Here is a 16,756-nt window from a genome sequence, read left to right as displayed (position 1 = left end):
ACACAATGATCCGTGAACTATTACCTGTCGTGCTGAAGTTTGACAACGTCGCGGCCAATTCAAATATCAATTTTATGTTTACCACCGCCGGGGTGAGTTGGTCCTTGGGCGCACGTTCAGGTGACAGCCTTGGGTTTTCCATGTTATCCGAACAAACGGACGACAGTTTTGAGTCGTGTATCCAGAAAATCGAATTCAATGAGCAAATGCTGGCGATTACCACAGCAAACAATAATAGAGGTTTAAGTTCGTTTGCTTTGGCTTTGTCCCTGAGGGTGACACCGGGGGTTGATTATCTGCAAGGGTATTGCACGCTCAATAATGAAGCCAGCGTGATGGCGTATTTTGGTGCGCAACGTGCCAATGAGTGGCGTAACGGCCGCATCAGCGCGGCGTTGCGTGATCCTGCTCATGAGTATCGCAGTGTCTTGATTTCAGTGCATGGTGCGCGACCTGGAAACCGGATTTCGCTTGATGTAACGACCAAAAAAGGCTTGGGTAATGTGTACTGGTGTCTGGGACCACCGTTCTCGGAATCGGGCGGTATCCGTCTCATGGGCTTGAACGGCGGTGTGCCCCTCAACTACATGTCGTATGGTACTTCGGTGTTAACCTTTGAAACAGCAAAAACCCAGGACAACGATAATGAAGAGATGGAATTTTTAATGCTGGCATATATCGGCTGGAACCCTGAGACTTTACCGTACATTTATCTGAAAGCCAGTTGTGATGCTCATATCAGCATGTATGCACATGTCGGTAATCGTCAACCACAGTTGGTCAGTCAAACCTACACGGTGTTTACGCTATGAGTCATGCATCGTCCAGCGTTGACAGTGGTCAGGTGCTGCGCTGTGTCAGCGAATCGCTGCGCAACCTGATTCGCGCTCATATTCCGGAATTGTCGTCGGAATCGGCAGTGGTGTTTGAATCACCTGCAGACATCGACAGCCAGGGTGAAACCAAGTTGTCACTATTCTTGTATCAGCTTGAGATCAATCCGTTTTTGCGCAATACACCGGCGACACTTAATCGCCAGCAAGGTGCAAATGGCATGCCCAATTCACTGACCGTGACGGCACCGCCGCTGGTGGCAGACCTGCTGTATATGATGGTGCCGTATGCGCGTTCGGCAGAGCTGGAGCTGGTACTGGTGGATAAACTGGTGCGACTGTTCCATGATGTGCCAGCCTTGTATGGGCAATGGCTGCATCCGGTGTTGCGCCAAAGCGGCAATGAAGTGATTCCCATTGTGCCGGACTTCAGCAATTTTGAACGCTTGCATAACATATGGAGTGGTTTTCCCAACAAGCCCTATAAATTAACCAAACTGTACACGCTGTCGCCTGTCCGGATACCGTCAGGGGATGTAAGCCAGGTCAATATGATCAGGGAAGGTGAATTAGTGACAGAGCAGCGACCAGTGGATGCATTGCCGCAAACGGTGGAGCAAACATGATCACGCTGTCAGCAGTGGTGCAGTTGATTGATGGTTTTACAGGTCAACCGGCAGAAGCACTGACGGTGAGTTTTTTGCTGGATGACAAGCCAGTGGTAGCACAGGCAAAGCAGCAGGCGTTCTATGCATTCCCTGACCTTGATGATGGGCAATACCGTCTCAGGATTATGTGCCGTAAGCCCTGGTTTCTGGATCAGGAAGTCAAGTTGCAGGTGCCGTTGGGCGAACCATTGGTTGATGCCATTATGGTTGTCACCATGCTGCCCGGACCAGCCTATCCTTATCCGCCGGGTACTACGCTGATTGCAGGACAGGTGTTGGCAGCGAAGCAGCAGCCAGTGCCAGGAGTTGAAGTGATGGCGAATTACCAGACTGCGCGCGCCAATGCCAAAACGGCCAGTACGCGTTCTTTTGGGGATGGGCGTCATGCGGGCTGTTTTACTCTGGCCCTGATGGGTAATCTTGCTCCACAAAGTGCGGTGGTATTGAGCTTCAGTAAATCTGGTTTGAAGAGTGTGCAAAAGAACGTCACAGTGCAAAGCGGAATGATGCAGTGTGTGTATGTTGAAATGCAATAACTGATAAGGGAAGAACTATCTTGGCTACTTATAAACACCCTGGCATATATATACAGGAAGTACCAGGCACTCGCAGCATTCAGGGTGCTTCCACTTCAACTCCGGTCTTTATTGGGGTGACCGAATTCGGGCCCATTGAACAACCGACACTGATCACCAGCTGGAATGCCTACCAAAGCGCGTTTGGCAATCTGGCCTGGTACGCGATGGTGTCCTGGACAGTGTATGAATTTTTTAACGAAGGCGGTACAGCATGCTGGGTGGTGCGCTGTTCTGATACCGCTGCGGCCAAGGCAGCGACCGCGACCCTGAGCAGCCTGGTCGTCAATGCCGTGACCGCAGGTACCTGGGGTAATTCGCTGGGCGTCATGATCAGCAACGGCAGTACACCGCTCTCCGCTGGTGGTAGCACTCCGGTATTTAATCTGAGCGTCACGGTAGATCAATCTAAAATTGGGCTGAGCAGCACGGCGGCACCGACGCAGATGGGGATGCCGAATGCGTTGCTGCAGCGTTATGTGCTGCAGAATAATCTGCAAGTTGAGTCAGGGCAAACCTATTATGTGCTGGAGTCGTTTAACGGATTTACTGGCAATAGTCTGATAGGTGATGCCGGAGCATATAGTCCGATCGCGACCAAAATCAACAGTAGTTCCATGTTTATCCGCATTGCACCGAACGCCAAGGCGATTACTACCACTTCGCGGCCAGCCAATACCGCCACGCCATCGGCTTTGAAAGGTGGTACCTCGCCCAACTACAATTTCACCACAGCCACTACCTTGTTGCAAAAAATCCAGGGTATCAGCCTGCTTTCTGTTCCTGATATCACTACCTACGAAAAAACAGGTGACAGCAATCCATTATTAACCCAGGGCACGCTGATCAACCAGGAATTGTTATTCTGTGAAAATTCGCAGCAGCGAAATCTGTTTTATGTCATTGACCCGCCATTTGGCCTGGATGTGCAAGGTATTTTGTCATTCAAAACCGGCCAGGGCAGTGCGACGTCAGGCAACCCGAATGCCTTGAGTTCGGACTTTGGTGCGATTTACTATCCGTGGGTGTACATCTACAACCCGATTGCCGGTGCCAATGTACCGATTCCTCCTTCTGGCCCCACTTTGGGTCGTTATGCTTATACCGATACTAATGTCGGGGTATGGAAGTCACCAGCTGGTGTGGATGATGGTGCCTTGCTGACGGCGGTGTTGCTGGATCAGAGCATTACCGACTCGGATCAGGATCAACTCAATCCTGAAGGCATCAACGCGATTCGCAACTTTATCAATTACGGCAACGTGATCTGGGGAGCGCGCACACTGGCCTTGAATACTGAATGGACGTATATCAGCATACGCCGTTTGTTCATCTATGTAGAGCAAAGCCTGAAGCAAAGCTTGCAATGGGTCGTGTTTGAACCTAATGACCAGACCACCTGGTCGTCAGTGACGCGAGATGTGACCGCTTTTCTGACTACTTTATGGCAGCAGGGTGGCCTGTTTGGTGCGACTGCACAGGAGGCATTTTTCGTGACCTGTGATGCGTCGAACAACCCGCCCAATACCAGGATGTTAGGGCAGATGTTCATTGATATTGGTCTGGCACCGGTTTATCCGGCTGAGTTTGTGATTTTGCGGATGTCGCAAAAAACGGCTGCGCCGGATTCGGGCGGTTAATCTGACCCGATTCCCCTCAAAAAACCAGATGACAGATTGCGGAGAAAACAATGGCTACAACTTTAACTGACCCCTACCGTGGGTTTCTCTTCCGGGTTGAAATTTCCGGCATTCAGATTGCGGCATTTTCTGAGGCAACCGTGCCTGATATCACGGTTGAAACCGTGGACTATCGCGAAGGCACCGATCCGGTATGGAAGCGTCCATATTCTGGCCTGACCAGCTATGGCAAACTGACCTTGAAAAAAGGGCTGACAGATTCCATGGATTTATATAACTGGTTCACCCTGGTATCGACCCAGGGTTCAACCGCCACAGGTGCCCAGAAAAACGTATCCCTGATCCTGGTGGATACCACCGGGGCTGACAAGGCGCGCTGGAACGTTATTAATGCCTTCGCCAGCAAGTATGAAAGTACTGGCTTGAATGCATCGACCAGCGATGTGATGGTGGAAACTTTTGAATTGACCATGCAATACATGGTACGTGTCTCTTAACCCTGGAGTTGTGTCTCATGAATGTGATCAGTACAGAAGTGGAATTTACTTTGCCCATAGGCTATCGCGACGCTGACGGCAATTTGCACAAGAACGGGGTGATGAGGCTGGCCACAGCAGGAGATGAAATCTTGCCACTCAAAGATCACCGGGTCCAGAATAATCCGGCTTATCTGATCATCATTGTGCTCTCACGTGTGATTGTGCGTTTGGGAAGCCTGGATATTATCAATACCAAACTGGTGGAAGATCTGTTTTCTGCCGATTTTACTTATTTGCAAACCCTATACAACAAGATCAATCAGGTTGATACAGACGAAGGGCAGGGTGGGCCGGGAAAGTAGGACGCGTACCTGAGCAGCTGTATGCAGAAATCGCTTTTATTGCTTATCACTTTCATTGGTCGTACGAAGCAATTTTGGCGATGGAGCATGCAGAACGGCGACGGTGGTGCGAGCAAATTTCCAAAATCAACAAAGCCATGAGCAGCGATGATAATCATAAGAGTTTGAGAAATCTGGGAGTATGAGATGGTACTGGGTGTAAATGCTGCCGCTGGTTTAGCTCAACGTCAGTTGGGTGTGCATATCGACCCGTTCAAGGCTTACAATTTTTTTGTGGAGGTCGAAGGCATTTTGGTGGGTGGATTTTCATCGGTGGAGGGGCTGGAGTCTCGCACCGAAGTCAAAACCGTCCGTCAGGGCGGAGTCAATGATACGGAGTACAAACTACCCGGCCAGATGACTTATTCCGATATCGTGTTGAAAGCTGGCATCACGGCACTTGACCCTATGTGGCTGTGGTATCAATCTACCCTGCAAGGACAGATCAAACGCAAGAACGGCTCAATTTATATTCTGGATGATTCTGGTTTGCCCAGTGTATGGTGGGATTTCTTCAATGCCTGGCCAATATCCTGGCAGGGGCCAAGCCTGGATGCCGGGCAAAACATGATTGCGACCCAGAGTTTTACCCTGGCGCATGAAGGTATCAAGAAAAGCCTGGCCAGTGTGGCATATTCTGCCGCCAAGGGGATACTTTGATGGCACTGGGCATGCGCACCGCTAGTGCCAATGCTGCCAGGGCGAGCAGGCCACAGGTACTACGATTGACTAGTCTGCTTAAACTGAGTCAGACCATGCAGGTGCATCACGATGCAGATATACCAACCACCCTGGCGTATTTGAAGTTGCCACAGAATGTCACCCAGAATCACTTCACCCATATTGTTCAACGCATCCAGTGGCTGCAAATGCAGCAAAGGTTGTTGGCACAGGGTGTGGGTAAATTCCTGCAAAAAAGCATGCAGACTGGCAGAGGCTCCTTGCAGAAAGGGGGCAAGGCCGGACGGCAGGCAGAAGGCAATGCTTCGGGTAAACGACTTTCTCATGCCATGCTCTCGCAACAGACCTGGGTGCGCTGGCTGCAAATTTTAATCATCAAATCGCAAGCCCGCAATGCTGGACTGGTGCCGACACTGGCTTCTGCAGCATTGGCCATACCGCGCATGCCACTGGGCAAACTGGCAAGACAAGGTTCATCACCTTTGCTGACACGTCTTTTGATGCAGCACAGCGCTGCGCTTGTGCTGGAGCTTTCTGGTCAACGGAACAGGCAAACTGCCCGTGCGCAATTCAGCCCCGGCATCATTGCCGGAGCCAGTTCTGCATTGCTCTTATTGCAGCGTCAAGCCATGGTGTGGGCCAACTCGGCCAGAACCAGTATCGGGATCGACAGAAGAACATCAAAAACCAATCCCAGGCCCGCCACGCAAAGCCATGCCGACAGTGTGTTTTCAGCCATGCACACAGTGAGCATGACACGCAGCAACAGGCTAGAGCGCATATTACTGCGCCTGCTGACACCACCGGGCAAGATGAAATACGAATTTGCTGAGCAGGGACGAAATCTGATCAATGTGATGCGCACCCATTCGAGTGTAGCGCTGGAAGTGCGGTCTGGAGCAAGAGCGCTCATCGAAACCCTGCTGCCCTGGTATTTACGTTCGCGCTTACGTGATGTTGGCAATTCATTGGCGCAGACGTTTTTGCAGCAAGGAGCACAGAAACGCTGGCAACGCACTGTGATGCGCTCACATGAAGTACGCGGAGCTGCCGCTGAGAGTATGTTATTGCGGGTATTGCATTTGCGACCGGTCAAAGTTACGGGCATGTCAGGTTCTACCCGCCAGGCCCGGTCAACAGGGCATACAGTGGCGTCGATGCTGCGCGCGCAAGTCGATATGATCTGGCAAGCCAGCCTGCGCCAGTATGTATCAAGACAAACTGGGCATCGCTTGCCAGCTTATTCGTCATCGCCAGCTTTAGGGCGACAACAGGTGAACCTGGAACAGCCCATGTTGCGTCAGTCTGATGCAGACCGTGCCAGTCTTTCACACCTGAGCAGGGTGGCACGCTGGCGCGAAATGGCGAGTCGCATGAACGTGCCAGATATGCTGGCATGGATCAGGCGGCGCAGCACACTATTGGCCGCTCGTCGCACTCATCCGCAAGCACAGGCCGGACATAGCGCAATGTCTGAGCCAGCATCGGTACGTCTTACTTTAGCGCAGCAGGCGTTCGGACCACCTTTGGTGCAGCCACCATACCAAAACGGCATGGTGGCACAGCCTATGGAACTGGTACCTTACCGTTCACGTCAGAGCGTGACACAGGTGTTGCGCGAAACCCATACCAACCGTTCCTGGCAAGATGGTTTGCAGGTTCAAATGCAAAAACTCATACAAAGCCAGCTGACGTCAGTGGAGCGTACTATTCAAATGAAAGTCGTTCAGGAGCTAACTCAACGCAATCAGGATGTCTTGCATCAGGTAGTGGTCGATTCACTGTTTTCTCCACCAGTCATGCGGGTGTTGACAGACCGCTTGTGCAGCGCAGTTGAAAAGCGCACTGCGATTGAACATTATCGCAAAGGAGCCAATTGATGCTGGAAATGGCCAAGATCGTGGTGCAGCAAACCCGCGAAGAAATTCCGGTGATGTACAACCCGACAGAGTTGTCGCTCAACAAAACCGTGATGGTGCAGGGTGAGGGCTCAAACATCCAGTTTCAGCGCGTCAATAACGATGATCTGACGGTATCACTATTTTTTGATACCTATGAACAGCAAATCGATGTGCGTACCAAGACCAATAAAATTGTGGCATTAACGGTACCCAGCGTAGGCACCAATATCCGCAAGGAGCCGCCAGTGGTGGTGTTCACCTGGGCCGGGCCGTTGTTTACCGGCATTGTGACCAAGCTGGATCAAAAATTCACCATGTTTTTGAGCTCCGGCATACCGGTGCGGGCAGAGCTGTCGGTGACGTTCAAGTCCGTTCTGACTGAAGAAGAAGATTTGCAGGCACGCGGTTATTTCAATTGCCGCCAGTTATGGCGCGTCAAGGAAAGTGACCGTCTGTACCTGATTGCCCAGGATACGCTGGGCGACGCCAATCAGTGGCGCTTGATTGCTGATGCCAACCAGATTTACGACGTACTCAACTTCCCACAGATCAAGGATATCGGACGTAACCTGATTATTCCAGATGTGCATGCCGACGGTTTTCCGGGGGTGAGCAATGCTTAGCGTCAATACAGGAGCATTCAAGATACTGAAAAATCGCAGTGCCTTGCCCAATTCGATCTTGGCCAATATTCATGATGTGCAGGTGACCAATGAAATCAATGTGCCGGGCATGTTCAGTTTTTCGCTCAATATTGTTTCCAGCAATGGCACATGGGAAGATGTTGATCTGGATGTGTTCAAGCCAGGCGATGAAATTACCATTTTCATGGGCCTGAATACGCTGCATCAATTGATCAGTGGCGATATTACTGCGGTCGAGCCGAACTTTAGTACCCGCTCATCCAATGCAGTGATCCGTGGGTTTGACCGCATGTACCGATTGAAGTTTGGCAAACAAACCAAAACCTATGAAGATTTGAATGACAATGCCATCGTCACGCAGGTCGCGCGCTCCTGCAGCCTGACCGTTCAAACCCCTGGTAATCCGGCACTGGTGAATCAATATGTTTTGCAAAGAAATATCTCCAACTACAAGTTTGTGCTCAATCGCTGCAAGCAATTGAATTATGAAATCCTGATGAACGATACCACGCTGATATTTCGCCCTTCTGCAGAAGGTGGCAGCGCACTCAAGACCTTACAGTTTCCACGTGACATGGATGATGTCAACCTGAACATGAAGCTGCCTACCCAGGGTGATGAAGTCACGGCTACGGGTTACGACATTGAAACCAACAAGGTGCTGACGGCAGTGGCAGCGTCAAGCACGCCACAGGAAACCATGGGGGGCAGCGAAACCGGGTATCAGGCGGCAAATGATTTTCCCAGTAGCCAGATTTTGGTGGAGTGCCCCAATATCAGCGACCCGCAAGCCTTGCAGGCGGTAGCCAAAGCGCAGTATCAGGCCAACTTGCAGAGTTTCATCGAAGGCAGCGTGAACCTGGTGGGTGACAACCAGCTGGTGGCGGGCGTCAATATCAAACTGACTGGCCTGTCTACCCGCTATAACGGTATTTATTACATTACCTCCAGTACGCATAGCTACGACGATAGTACCGGTTACAAAACCACACTGAAGATCAGGAGAACCGGCATATGATGAACGACGATATGGGTGAATTCAGCCCAGGGGTAGCACTGGCGACGGTCAGCAATACCCGTGATGAGCAAAATCTGGGACGTATCAAGGTGAAGTTCTCACTCAAAGGCGCACAGATAGAATCTGACTGGGTGCAGATCATGAGTTTCTTTGCCGGAACTAGTAGCGGGGCTTTTTTTTTACCGCAAGTCGGCGATTCTGCCCTGGTGGCCTTTGCCGATGGTGACCCGAGTAAGCCCTATGTATTGGGTTTTTTGTGGAATGGGCAGCAAAAGCCGCCGGTTGCTAATGTGGAGCAACAGCAAACTATCCGTGTGATTAAAACCAAAGGTGGCAAGACCATTACCTTCGATGATTCTGATCAAGGAAAAATCAGTATTGTCGATAACAAAAACAATCAAGTCCTTATTGATACTAGCGCTAATAAAATCAGCTTGATCAGTCAGGGTGATATCAGTATCAGTGCTGTTGGCAGCATTAATATCAAGGGCGCCCAGGTGGTGGTACAAAATACCGGCGGCAGCGTCAAGGCTGATCTGACTGCGGCCAGCATGCAACTGACAGGCGGTACCAACCTGAAGCTGTCAGCCACCATGATCGATATTAACTAGGGAGCAGGGAATGGGTATGCCAGCGGCAAAATTGGGCGACAGCATAGTGAATGCGGCCGATATTCATATTGTACTGGTGCCTTCGCCGGGTGGCCCGGTGCCGACTCCACAACCGTTTCCATTTAACGGCAAGATCAATGCCAATACCAGTTTGAATGTGCGTATCAATAGTCGACCTGCTGCTACTGTCGGATCGATGGCGACTAATATTCCACCGCATATTCCAACCAGTGGCACTTTTCAGGTGCCACCGACCAATTTGGGACGGGTGATCATAGGCAGCATGCGGGTGCGTATCAATAGCAAGGCCGCGGCACGTGCGGGTGATTTTTGCGAGACCTGTCACGATATCCCACCAGTGGGACCGCAAGCGCCACCGCCTACGGTGCAAGTGTTGGGTATGTCCACCGTCTTGATAGGCTAGTCATGGCCAACAGTGCAGATTTTCTGGGGAAAGGTTGGGCTTTTCCGGTAGCCACCCAGGGCGGGCGGGTGTTGATGGCTAGTGATGCCACTGACATTGAACAGGCGATTTTGATCATCCTGCAAACTGCACCTGGCGAACGTGTGATGCTGCCCGGCTTTGGTTGCCGCATCAATGAACTGGTGTTTGCAGCGGGTAATGCCACCTCGGTCAGCCTGGCGCAGTTGTATGTCAAGCAGGCACTGGATCGTTGGGAGCCGCGCGTCGTCGTCACTCAGGTGGCCGCAGGGATTGATCCTAAAACACCGAACTGCCTGACCATTTCAGTCAGTTATGTCATTCGTACCTCTAATCAACCAGGTAATCTGGTTTACCCATTTTTTCTTAAATCATAGATACGGAGTCAAACCAGCATGGACATGGAAATTATCAAAGCAAGGATACAAGATCTGAAACGCAACCAAGAAGCAGGGGAAGCGCAAATGCTGGACATGGATCAGAAAAGACGTGAATTGCAGGCTACCCTGATACGCATCAGTGGCGCGATTCAAGTATTGGAGGAATTGATGGCCGAAAATGAGCAGGCGACCAAGAACTGACTGAACTGACGATGACAGATCCTATCCTTGATTTTCGTGATGACGATGCTTTTTACAGCCAGGTGCTGGAATTGGCATTGGCGTATGCGCCAGAGTGGGCTGACTACTGGCCCACCGCTGTGCCGACCAAGCAGGATATTAATCAGGACCCAGGGCTGGTATTACTGAATCTGTTTGCACATCTGGCCGCTTATACCGCCAAAATCGAAAACCAGATGCCCTTGCAAAGACGGCTGGCATTTTTCCAGTTCATGAACATGAACCTGCGTCCGCCAATTCCAGCCCAGGCGGTCTTGCAATTTCAATTGCAACAGGATCAAGCTGCGCAAGCTGTGCCAGCCCAGACGCCAGTACTGGATGGCGATAATCAATCCTTGCATTTTCAAACAAATAGCGATTTGCTGGTGCTGCCTGCAAGCCTGGTGGCAGCCATGACCATTATTCCGGCACAAGACCAGTATATTGATGCCTTGCCTTTGATTTTAAGTGGTCAGGTCGGAGTGGTCGCCAACAGTGCTACCAACGGCGGCAGCGTATTATCTCCTGCTGCCAGCATTCCCTTGTTTGTCACCGATCAAAGCAGTGATCCGGTTGAGCAAGCTTTGGGACACTGGTTCATGATGGGAGACAGCCAGTTATTTAAACCGGATGATTCCTTGCAAAGCATCGTCATCAGCTTGACTGGCAAGAATCTATATCCCGAATATTTTGAGCAATGGTTCGATGGTGCCATGCAGTCTCTTGAATCGACGGCTGTTGCTTCGCCAGACAATCTCAGGCTCGATATCAGCTTGCAGAGCACACCAAGGGCAGATGCACTGACAACAGCGCAGTTGCAGGAGGAGTTGTATCACGCCGAAGAGATTGAGGCCGGATTTGCAGCCTCACCCAAAACCAGTAGCGATGATCCTGCGATGTATTGGTTGCTGGTCCAGCCTGCGCCTGGCATGAAAGTTTTGTCAGCGCAGGAAGCGCAGTTGCCAGTGATTACCGGCTTGCAATGTACGATGAATGGCAAGCAAATTCAGCCTCAACAGGCTGCCTATAACACGGTGTTACTTGATGTTGGCAATGGCGTCTATCCCTTTGGCGAAACGCCTGCGCAAAACGATGCGTTTTACCTGCGTTCCGATGCGGTGTTTGGTAAAACCGGCGCCAGGATAACGATCGCGTTTCAGGTGGTACCGGTCAAAGTCGTGATGCCTGTCGTGTTGAATTGGCAGTTTTGGGATGGCACAGCATGGCAATCGTTCAATGAAACCCAAACCGATGTCAGTACTTATGATTTTGTCGATCAATCCAATAATCTGCAACAGAATAATGCCAACGGTCCTGCATATATCCAGTTTCAATGCCCGGTTATTAGCGAAACCACGGTAGCTGGTGGTAAAGGATTATGGATGCGAGTAGTGATCGCCAGTGGTGGTTACGGCCAGGATGGTGGCTTTGAGACCAGCAGTGTCAGTGCGACGATTAATGGCATTCCTGATTCCATCCTCGACTCCAGCGTCAAACCAGATGTTATCAATTACCTTAATAATACGGCTGGAGTGAATTTTTCTTATACCTTCACCAGTTCCAAATATTTTCCCCCTTTTGTCCAGTCGGCACAAATTACCTATGCATATGTGAACAAGCCCAGTAGCTACTGGTGCTATAACGCATTTGACCTGAGCCGTTTTTTGTTCAGCCCATTCAAACCCGTGAAAGAGTTGCTGACCAGTTTTTTCTTTGCCTTCGCGCCCGGCGATTTTGGCAGTATGAGCCTGGGCAATAAAATGACGCTGTATTTTTATCTGCAACAGGAACAGGCACAAGCTGGCGGCACTCTGATCTGGCAATATTTTGATGGGCTGGCGTGGCAAAAACTGTCGGTTGATGACAGTACTTATGGCTTGTCACGATCAGGCATAGTCAGCTTTACGATACCCGCTGCCATGCAGGAAGCGTATCTGTTTTCTCAGTCTGCCTATTGGTTCAGGATTGTCAATGCGCGTGTGGATCGTACTATCCGAATTTATGGCATGTACCCTAACACGGTGATGGCCAGCAATATTACCAGCGTGATCAATGAAGTGCTGGGTTCTGGCAATGCGCAGCAGTTTCAGACTTTTGAATTGAATTACACACCTGTGCTGGCCAACCTGCAAGTGGTAGTGCTGGAACCAGTAGGCTTGCTCATAGAAGACCTGATCGCGACGGATGCAGCCAATACTGCCAGCGGTATTGGCTTTGACAGTAGTAATGCACAGACCAGCGGCAGCAACAGCAGCAAAAATGGCCTCAGTCTGGGCGACGTGATCGCCAAGGTGGCCAAGACCAATGCCAACACATCAAGCTCGACAGCAAGCACCATCAAAAACTCAACGACGGATGGTGCCAGTATGGTGACTGACGGCCCAAACAACAGCAACACCCTCAGCGCGCAATCCGGCACAGCCGTGGCCGCTGAATTTGGTATCAGTGTCGGCAGTGATGAAGTGGCGATGGCGTGGGAAATGGTAGATAATTTTGTCTTCAGTGGTCCCGACAGCCGGGTGTATACACTGGATTTTCAAACTGGGCTTGTCACCTTTGGCGATGGTTACCATGGCATGATTCCACCCGTTGGTCATAATAATGTCATTGTCGCTTATTATGAATATACCCAGGGCTTGCAAGCCAATGTCCCCGCGCAAACCATTAATTTGCTGCGCCCCGGTATCACAAATATCACGGCGGTGTTCAATCCCGCAGCCGCCAGTGGTGGCGTGAATGGTGACACCATTGCCAATATCAATGCTACCAGCCCGGCTAAAATCCGCAGCGGTGGTTACGCTGTGCAACTGGCAGATATCACCGTCATTGCGGCAGCAGCCAGTGCTGAAGTGACCAAAGCGCGTGCAGTCGAAGTTGGTAGCATGATACAGATTGCCGTGCTGGCCTTGTCGGCCGATCCTGTGCCTTACACCACGCCCGCCTTGCAAAATACCGTACTGACCGCTGCACGCCAACATTGTCTGGCGGCTCTGGCGCAGCGTATTACCGTCTCGCCGCCCGATTTTGTGCCCGTGACAGTGACAGCCCAGCTTTTAGTCAATACCACATCAGACCAACTCAATGCCGTGCAAGAGCAGATTGTCAGTCTGTTACAGGCATTTTTTCAACCTGTATTTGGTGGCCTGCGCGGACAGGGCTGGGATTTCGGGCAAACCGTATTGGCTTCATCGGTCAGTACATTCCTGGCACATATTCCGCAAGTTGTACTGGTGCAGGGCTTGAGTTTGAATAACAAGCAAAATGGCAATGTGACACTGGGGCCAACTGAATTACCTGTTGCGGGACGTATGCAAATTTATCTTTCACTGGGGTAATCGCCATGTCTTTCGAATTGCCCAACCTGGATAGAAAAACCTGGCAGCAATTGGTGCAGGACTTGATGCGGCGCATTCCGCAATATACCAGTCAATGGACTGATTACAATGATTCTGATCCTGGCATCACCTTGCTGCAATTGCTGGCCTGGCTGGATGAATCACTGTTATACCAGGCAAATGCCATCCCGCTTGCCACTCAACAAAACGATTTGCGCTGGGTGCTGGGTCTGGCATTTTCGAGCAACCAGACGGCTTACAGCCAGGCGGCGATAGATAATTATGACTTTGCATTTTTGGCCTTGCAAGAGGTGCTGGCCAAAGTCGAGGCAGGTGCCAGCCTCTCGGCTACAGACTTGCAAAAAGCAGTACTCAGTTATGTTGATCATCCCTACCTGGCCCTGACGCTGGACAACATTGAAACCCTGGCGCGTGAAACTAATCAGATGATTGCCCAAAATGCGGGCGGAACTTCCACCAAACCCTTGTTAGTGGCCAATGCGTATGCCCAGGTGGCACAGGAGGGGAGTATTGCCTATATCTTGAGCGATGCCCGGCCCAGCTATCAATTTCCTATATATCCGAATCAGCAACAATATCAAGGCTCTGCCAATACCATGCGCAAACTGGCCATGATAGTTTCCAATAACAATAGCGCGGCATTACAAACCTTGATCAAGAACGTGCAGCAATATCTGGCAGCGCGGGTCATAGGTGGCAATGTCGTCCGGGTAAGGTCTGCGCAAAGGACAGATATCAATTTGTCGATTACGGTATTGTGTGCTGCCAATACCCGTATCGATGTGACGCTGAACGAAGTGTTTGGCAAACTGTTTCGTTATTTTTTACCTTTGCTGGGCGGCCCCAATAACCAGGGCTGGGAATATGATGTGGCTCCCGTTGCCGACGCGGTGCAACACCTGGTATTGAATGTGGCAGGGATAGAAGCGATTTCATCCTTTGACATGAATTATTTCCCCACCATTGAGCTATCGCAAACCGCCTGCCTGGACGTGAACGCGCAACTGGCTAATTTGCCGTCGGGTACTGCAGGGCAGTTTTATCATGGACTGCCGCGTTTGCGTTGTCTTGACATTACTGCCAAGGGGAGCCAGGTATGAGCCAGACACCAGGTTACCTGCGCTACTTGCCGGCGGTCTACAGCACCACCAGCCCGGCTTTCCTGACCCAGTATTTGCAGATTTTTGAAAAAATCCTGACTGGCATCCCCGATACCGAACTCAATAGTCGCAAGGGTATCGCCGAGCTGTTGGCTGCGCCAGTGATTGGCAATCTGTTTTACCCGCGCTTGTCATTCTTGTTTCCGCCTACCGACAGTGACTTCATTCCGCCCATTTCGGGAGCCAGTACGAATGATGAAACCCAATTATTGACAGAATTAAATACTTACATCGGCGTGCCCGACAGTAGCGATCTGATGGCTGGGTATAGCAATACCAAGCAAACTGCACAAACTGATCCGCTGTCGGGGATTACTGGCTGGTTGAACGATTTCCTGGTTTGGTTGGGGGGCTGGGTTGATCTGGTAGTGGACAATAGCTGGAGCATCGATAAGAAACGCACTGTAGTGGCCGAGATCATGGCTCTGTACCGGCTGCGAGGTACCCCACAAGGCATGAGTATGATGATCAACCTGCTGCTTGATTTGCCGACGACCATGACAGGCGTGAGCTTCAGCGCGAATAACACGCAAAGCAGTATCACCGGTCAAATGTCTGTCGTCGTCAGCAACCCGACCGTACCAGCATTCCCGGTCAGTAACCAGGTCAGCCAGGCGTTTGTGCTGCAAAGTGCATATCAGACTGGTTCGCCCGTAGTGTCGGGCTATTTGCCGTGGCTGTTTGTGGTCAAGCTCCTGTTACCGAATGCCTATAACGGCAACTATATTTTGACCAGTCAGAACGTAGTGCAAATCCAGTCGGTATTGACGCAATTGCGCCAGATATTACGCAAAATCAGACCTGCAGGCAGTCAATTCGATATCTTGCTGATACCCAGCATGCAGTTGCAGCCAAGCGGTCATGCTTCGCAACTGGGCATCAACTCTTTACTTGGTGAACAAGGAATAACAACATGAGCCTGACCATACCTTCCAATATCATGCAAAGCCTGCTGTATACCGATGGCATGTTTTTGACTTCGGCCAACATGACGGCAGAGCAGGCGTATTTCAACAATTGGATTTACCTGCAAAACCAATGCACGTTTACGCCAGGGGTGTTTGCCGGAGGGATGCAGGTAACACAGCAAGGTAATTCCTTGATCGTGTCATCGGGTGTCGGGATTGATGGTGCCGGGCACTTGCTGGTGGTAGCCAGTAACGGCACACCAGTCGCTATGCCTGCTACACTGACCAATCCGTTTTATGTATATGCCCAGTACCCCGCGATCGGTACGCCGGTAGCCACCGGCTCGCCGGTGCTGAGTTATACCGCACAGGTAATGATAGGCAGCAGTGTGCCTAGTGGCGCAGTGCAGTTGGCCACTGGAGTGGCCAGCGGTACTACCATCAGTAGTGTGGCCAACAACAGCCAGCCCGTGTATTTGCAACCGACAATGCTGAATTCATCACTGGTGAGTATGGCCAATGCATTGAAAGGTAGTGTCACTGTTGATAGCGGCAATCTGACAAAGGCGGGCACCAGTACCACCGCGACGGTGGTTTTTCCGACCACGGGTACGACATTCACCACCGCCCCCATGGTTACCGTCACTGTGCAGGGCAGCATTCCTTATGCCCTGGCGGTGGCATCTGATACTACCCAGTTTGTAGTGACACTGACTGCCGTACAAAGTGCACCAGCCACCGACAGTAAAACTGCCAGCGCCAGCACTAATACCAGCACCAGCACCACCAGCAGTGTGGTGTTGAACTGGATTGCCGTCTCCAATTCTTGAAAATGCTTTG

General features: G+C 51.0%; 19 protein-coding genes. All 19 read left to right on the top strand.

Features of this window, described 5'->3' with window-relative positions:
* Positions 1–5 precede the first annotated feature (5 nt).
* From ACO0LD_RS06690 to ACO0LD_RS06600, 19 genes are read left to right on the top strand one after another with little or no spacing between them, the layout of a single operon-like run.
* Positions 6–812: a hypothetical protein gene (locus ACO0LD_RS06690; RefSeq protein ID WP_423004983.1), complete on the top strand. Its 807-nt coding sequence runs from the start codon at positions 6–8 to the stop codon at positions 810–812.
* Positions 809–1,459, top strand: a complete 651-nt coding sequence (locus ACO0LD_RS06685) for a DUF4255 domain-containing protein (RefSeq protein WP_423004981.1) — start codon at positions 809–811, stop codon at positions 1,457–1,459. The genes ACO0LD_RS06690 and ACO0LD_RS06685 overlap by 4 nt, the downstream gene beginning before the upstream one ends.
* Entirely contained in the window at positions 1,456–2,037 is a 582-nt protein-coding gene (locus ACO0LD_RS06680) for a carboxypeptidase-like regulatory domain-containing protein (RefSeq protein ID WP_423004979.1), read from the top strand. The genes ACO0LD_RS06685 and ACO0LD_RS06680 overlap by 4 nt, the downstream gene beginning before the upstream one ends.
* A gap of 20 nt (positions 2,038–2,057) precedes the next feature.
* Complete coding sequence (locus ACO0LD_RS06675) at positions 2,058–3,716, top strand: phage tail sheath family protein (RefSeq protein WP_423004977.1); 1,659 nt, start codon at positions 2,058–2,060, stop codon at positions 3,714–3,716.
* A 50-nt stretch (positions 3,717–3,766) separates the two neighbouring features.
* Positions 3,767–4,213 carry a phage tail protein gene (locus tag ACO0LD_RS06670; protein WP_423004975.1) on the top strand — a complete coding sequence of 149 codons (447 nt, stop codon included), beginning with the start codon at positions 3,767–3,769 and terminating at the stop codon, positions 4,211–4,213.
* A gap of 17 nt (positions 4,214–4,230) precedes the next feature.
* Complete coding sequence (locus ACO0LD_RS06665) at positions 4,231–4,557, top strand: hypothetical protein (protein WP_423004973.1); 327 nt, start codon at positions 4,231–4,233, stop codon at positions 4,555–4,557.
* 17 nt (positions 4,558–4,574) lie between these two features.
* Positions 4,575–4,742, top strand: coding sequence for a DUF6760 family protein (locus ACO0LD_RS06660; protein ID WP_423005053.1), 168 nt, complete (start codon positions 4,575–4,577; stop codon positions 4,740–4,742).
* 1 nt (position 4,743) lies between these two features.
* Positions 4,744–5,256, top strand: coding sequence for a phage tail protein (locus ACO0LD_RS06655; protein WP_423004971.1), 513 nt, complete (start codon positions 4,744–4,746; stop codon positions 5,254–5,256).
* A gap of 11 nt (positions 5,257–5,267) precedes the next feature.
* The gene (locus ACO0LD_RS06650) at positions 5,268–7,157 is read left to right on the top strand and encodes a hypothetical protein (protein ID WP_423004969.1); all 1,890 of its coding nucleotides are present in this window, start codon (positions 5,268–5,270) and stop codon (positions 7,155–7,157) included.
* Positions 7,157–7,801, top strand: a complete 645-nt coding sequence (locus ACO0LD_RS06645) for a peptidoglycan-binding protein LysM (RefSeq protein ID WP_423004967.1) — start codon at positions 7,157–7,159, stop codon at positions 7,799–7,801. Before ACO0LD_RS06650 ends, ACO0LD_RS06645 begins: the two co-directional genes overlap by 1 nt.
* Positions 7,794–8,840, top strand: a complete 1,047-nt coding sequence (locus ACO0LD_RS06640) for a phage late control D family protein (protein WP_423004965.1) — start codon at positions 7,794–7,796, stop codon at positions 8,838–8,840. Before ACO0LD_RS06645 ends, ACO0LD_RS06640 begins: the two co-directional genes overlap by 8 nt.
* Positions 8,837–9,451, top strand: a complete 615-nt coding sequence (locus ACO0LD_RS06635) for a phage baseplate assembly protein V (protein WP_423004963.1) — start codon at positions 8,837–8,839, stop codon at positions 9,449–9,451. Before ACO0LD_RS06640 ends, ACO0LD_RS06635 begins: the two co-directional genes overlap by 4 nt.
* Positions 9,452–9,467: 16 nt before the next feature.
* Entirely contained in the window at positions 9,468–9,875 is a 408-nt protein-coding gene (locus tag ACO0LD_RS06630) for a PAAR domain-containing protein (RefSeq protein WP_423004961.1), read from the top strand.
* Positions 9,876–9,877: 2 nt separating this feature from the next.
* Positions 9,878–10,270 (top strand): GPW/gp25 family protein, encoded by a 393-nt coding sequence (locus ACO0LD_RS06625; RefSeq protein ID WP_423004959.1) that lies wholly within the window; start codon positions 9,878–9,880, stop codon positions 10,268–10,270.
* A gap of 24 nt (positions 10,271–10,294) precedes the next feature.
* A complete protein-coding gene (locus ACO0LD_RS06620; RefSeq protein ID WP_423004957.1) occupies positions 10,295–10,474 on the top strand; it encodes a hypothetical protein in 180 nt (59 codons plus the stop codon).
* An 11-nt stretch (positions 10,475–10,485) separates the two neighbouring features.
* Positions 10,486–13,827: a hypothetical protein gene (locus tag ACO0LD_RS06615; RefSeq protein ID WP_423004955.1), complete on the top strand. Its 3,342-nt coding sequence runs from the start codon at positions 10,486–10,488 to the stop codon at positions 13,825–13,827.
* A 5-nt stretch (positions 13,828–13,832) separates the two neighbouring features.
* The gene (locus tag ACO0LD_RS06610) at positions 13,833–14,948 is read left to right on the top strand and encodes a hypothetical protein (protein ID WP_423004953.1); all 1,116 of its coding nucleotides are present in this window, start codon (positions 13,833–13,835) and stop codon (positions 14,946–14,948) included.
* On the top strand, positions 14,945–15,925 hold the full coding sequence (locus tag ACO0LD_RS06605) for a phage tail protein (RefSeq protein WP_423004951.1): 981 nt from the start codon (positions 14,945–14,947) through the stop codon (positions 15,923–15,925). Before ACO0LD_RS06610 ends, ACO0LD_RS06605 begins: the two co-directional genes overlap by 4 nt.
* Positions 15,922–16,746: a hypothetical protein gene (locus ACO0LD_RS06600; RefSeq protein ID WP_423004949.1), complete on the top strand. Its 825-nt coding sequence runs from the start codon at positions 15,922–15,924 to the stop codon at positions 16,744–16,746. The genes ACO0LD_RS06605 and ACO0LD_RS06600 overlap by 4 nt, the downstream gene beginning before the upstream one ends.
* The last annotated feature ends 10 nt before the right edge of the window (positions 16,747–16,756 follow it).

This window comes from Undibacterium sp. Ji83W (assembly GCF_049340385.1).
GTDB lineage: Bacteria > Pseudomonadota > Gammaproteobacteria > Burkholderiales > Burkholderiaceae_D > Undibacterium.
This window is presented reverse-complemented; position numbering and strand designations above follow the sequence as displayed.

Coding starts and splice junctions, on each gene's coding strand:
- ACO0LD_RS06690 (WP_423004983.1), top strand. CDS start 6: ATGATCCGTGAACTATTACCTGTCGTGCTGAAGTTTGACAACGTCGCG.
- ACO0LD_RS06685 (WP_423004981.1), top strand. CDS start 809: ATGAGTCATGCATCGTCCAGCGTTGACAGTGGTCAGGTGCTGCGCTGT.
- ACO0LD_RS06680 (WP_423004979.1), top strand. CDS start 1,456: ATGATCACGCTGTCAGCAGTGGTGCAGTTGATTGATGGTTTTACAGGT.
- ACO0LD_RS06670 (WP_423004975.1), top strand. CDS start 3,767: ATGGCTACAACTTTAACTGACCCCTACCGTGGGTTTCTCTTCCGGGTT.
- ACO0LD_RS06665 (WP_423004973.1), top strand. CDS start 4,231: ATGAATGTGATCAGTACAGAAGTGGAATTTACTTTGCCCATAGGCTAT.
- ACO0LD_RS06655 (WP_423004971.1), top strand. CDS start 4,744: ATGGTACTGGGTGTAAATGCTGCCGCTGGTTTAGCTCAACGTCAGTTG.
- ACO0LD_RS06650 (WP_423004969.1), top strand. CDS start 5,268: ATGCGCACCGCTAGTGCCAATGCTGCCAGGGCGAGCAGGCCACAGGTA.
- ACO0LD_RS06645 (WP_423004967.1), top strand. CDS start 7,157: ATGCTGGAAATGGCCAAGATCGTGGTGCAGCAAACCCGCGAAGAAATT.
- ACO0LD_RS06640 (WP_423004965.1), top strand. CDS start 7,794: ATGCTTAGCGTCAATACAGGAGCATTCAAGATACTGAAAAATCGCAGT.
- ACO0LD_RS06635 (WP_423004963.1), top strand. CDS start 8,837: ATGATGAACGACGATATGGGTGAATTCAGCCCAGGGGTAGCACTGGCG.
- ACO0LD_RS06630 (WP_423004961.1), top strand. CDS start 9,468: ATGCCAGCGGCAAAATTGGGCGACAGCATAGTGAATGCGGCCGATATT.
- ACO0LD_RS06625 (WP_423004959.1), top strand. CDS start 9,878: ATGGCCAACAGTGCAGATTTTCTGGGGAAAGGTTGGGCTTTTCCGGTA.
- ACO0LD_RS06620 (WP_423004957.1), top strand. CDS start 10,295: ATGGAAATTATCAAAGCAAGGATACAAGATCTGAAACGCAACCAAGAA.
- ACO0LD_RS06615 (WP_423004955.1), top strand. CDS start 10,486: ATGACAGATCCTATCCTTGATTTTCGTGATGACGATGCTTTTTACAGC.
- ACO0LD_RS06610 (WP_423004953.1), top strand. CDS start 13,833: ATGTCTTTCGAATTGCCCAACCTGGATAGAAAAACCTGGCAGCAATTG.
- ACO0LD_RS06605 (WP_423004951.1), top strand. CDS start 14,945: ATGAGCCAGACACCAGGTTACCTGCGCTACTTGCCGGCGGTCTACAGC.
- ACO0LD_RS06600 (WP_423004949.1), top strand. CDS start 15,922: ATGAGCCTGACCATACCTTCCAATATCATGCAAAGCCTGCTGTATACC.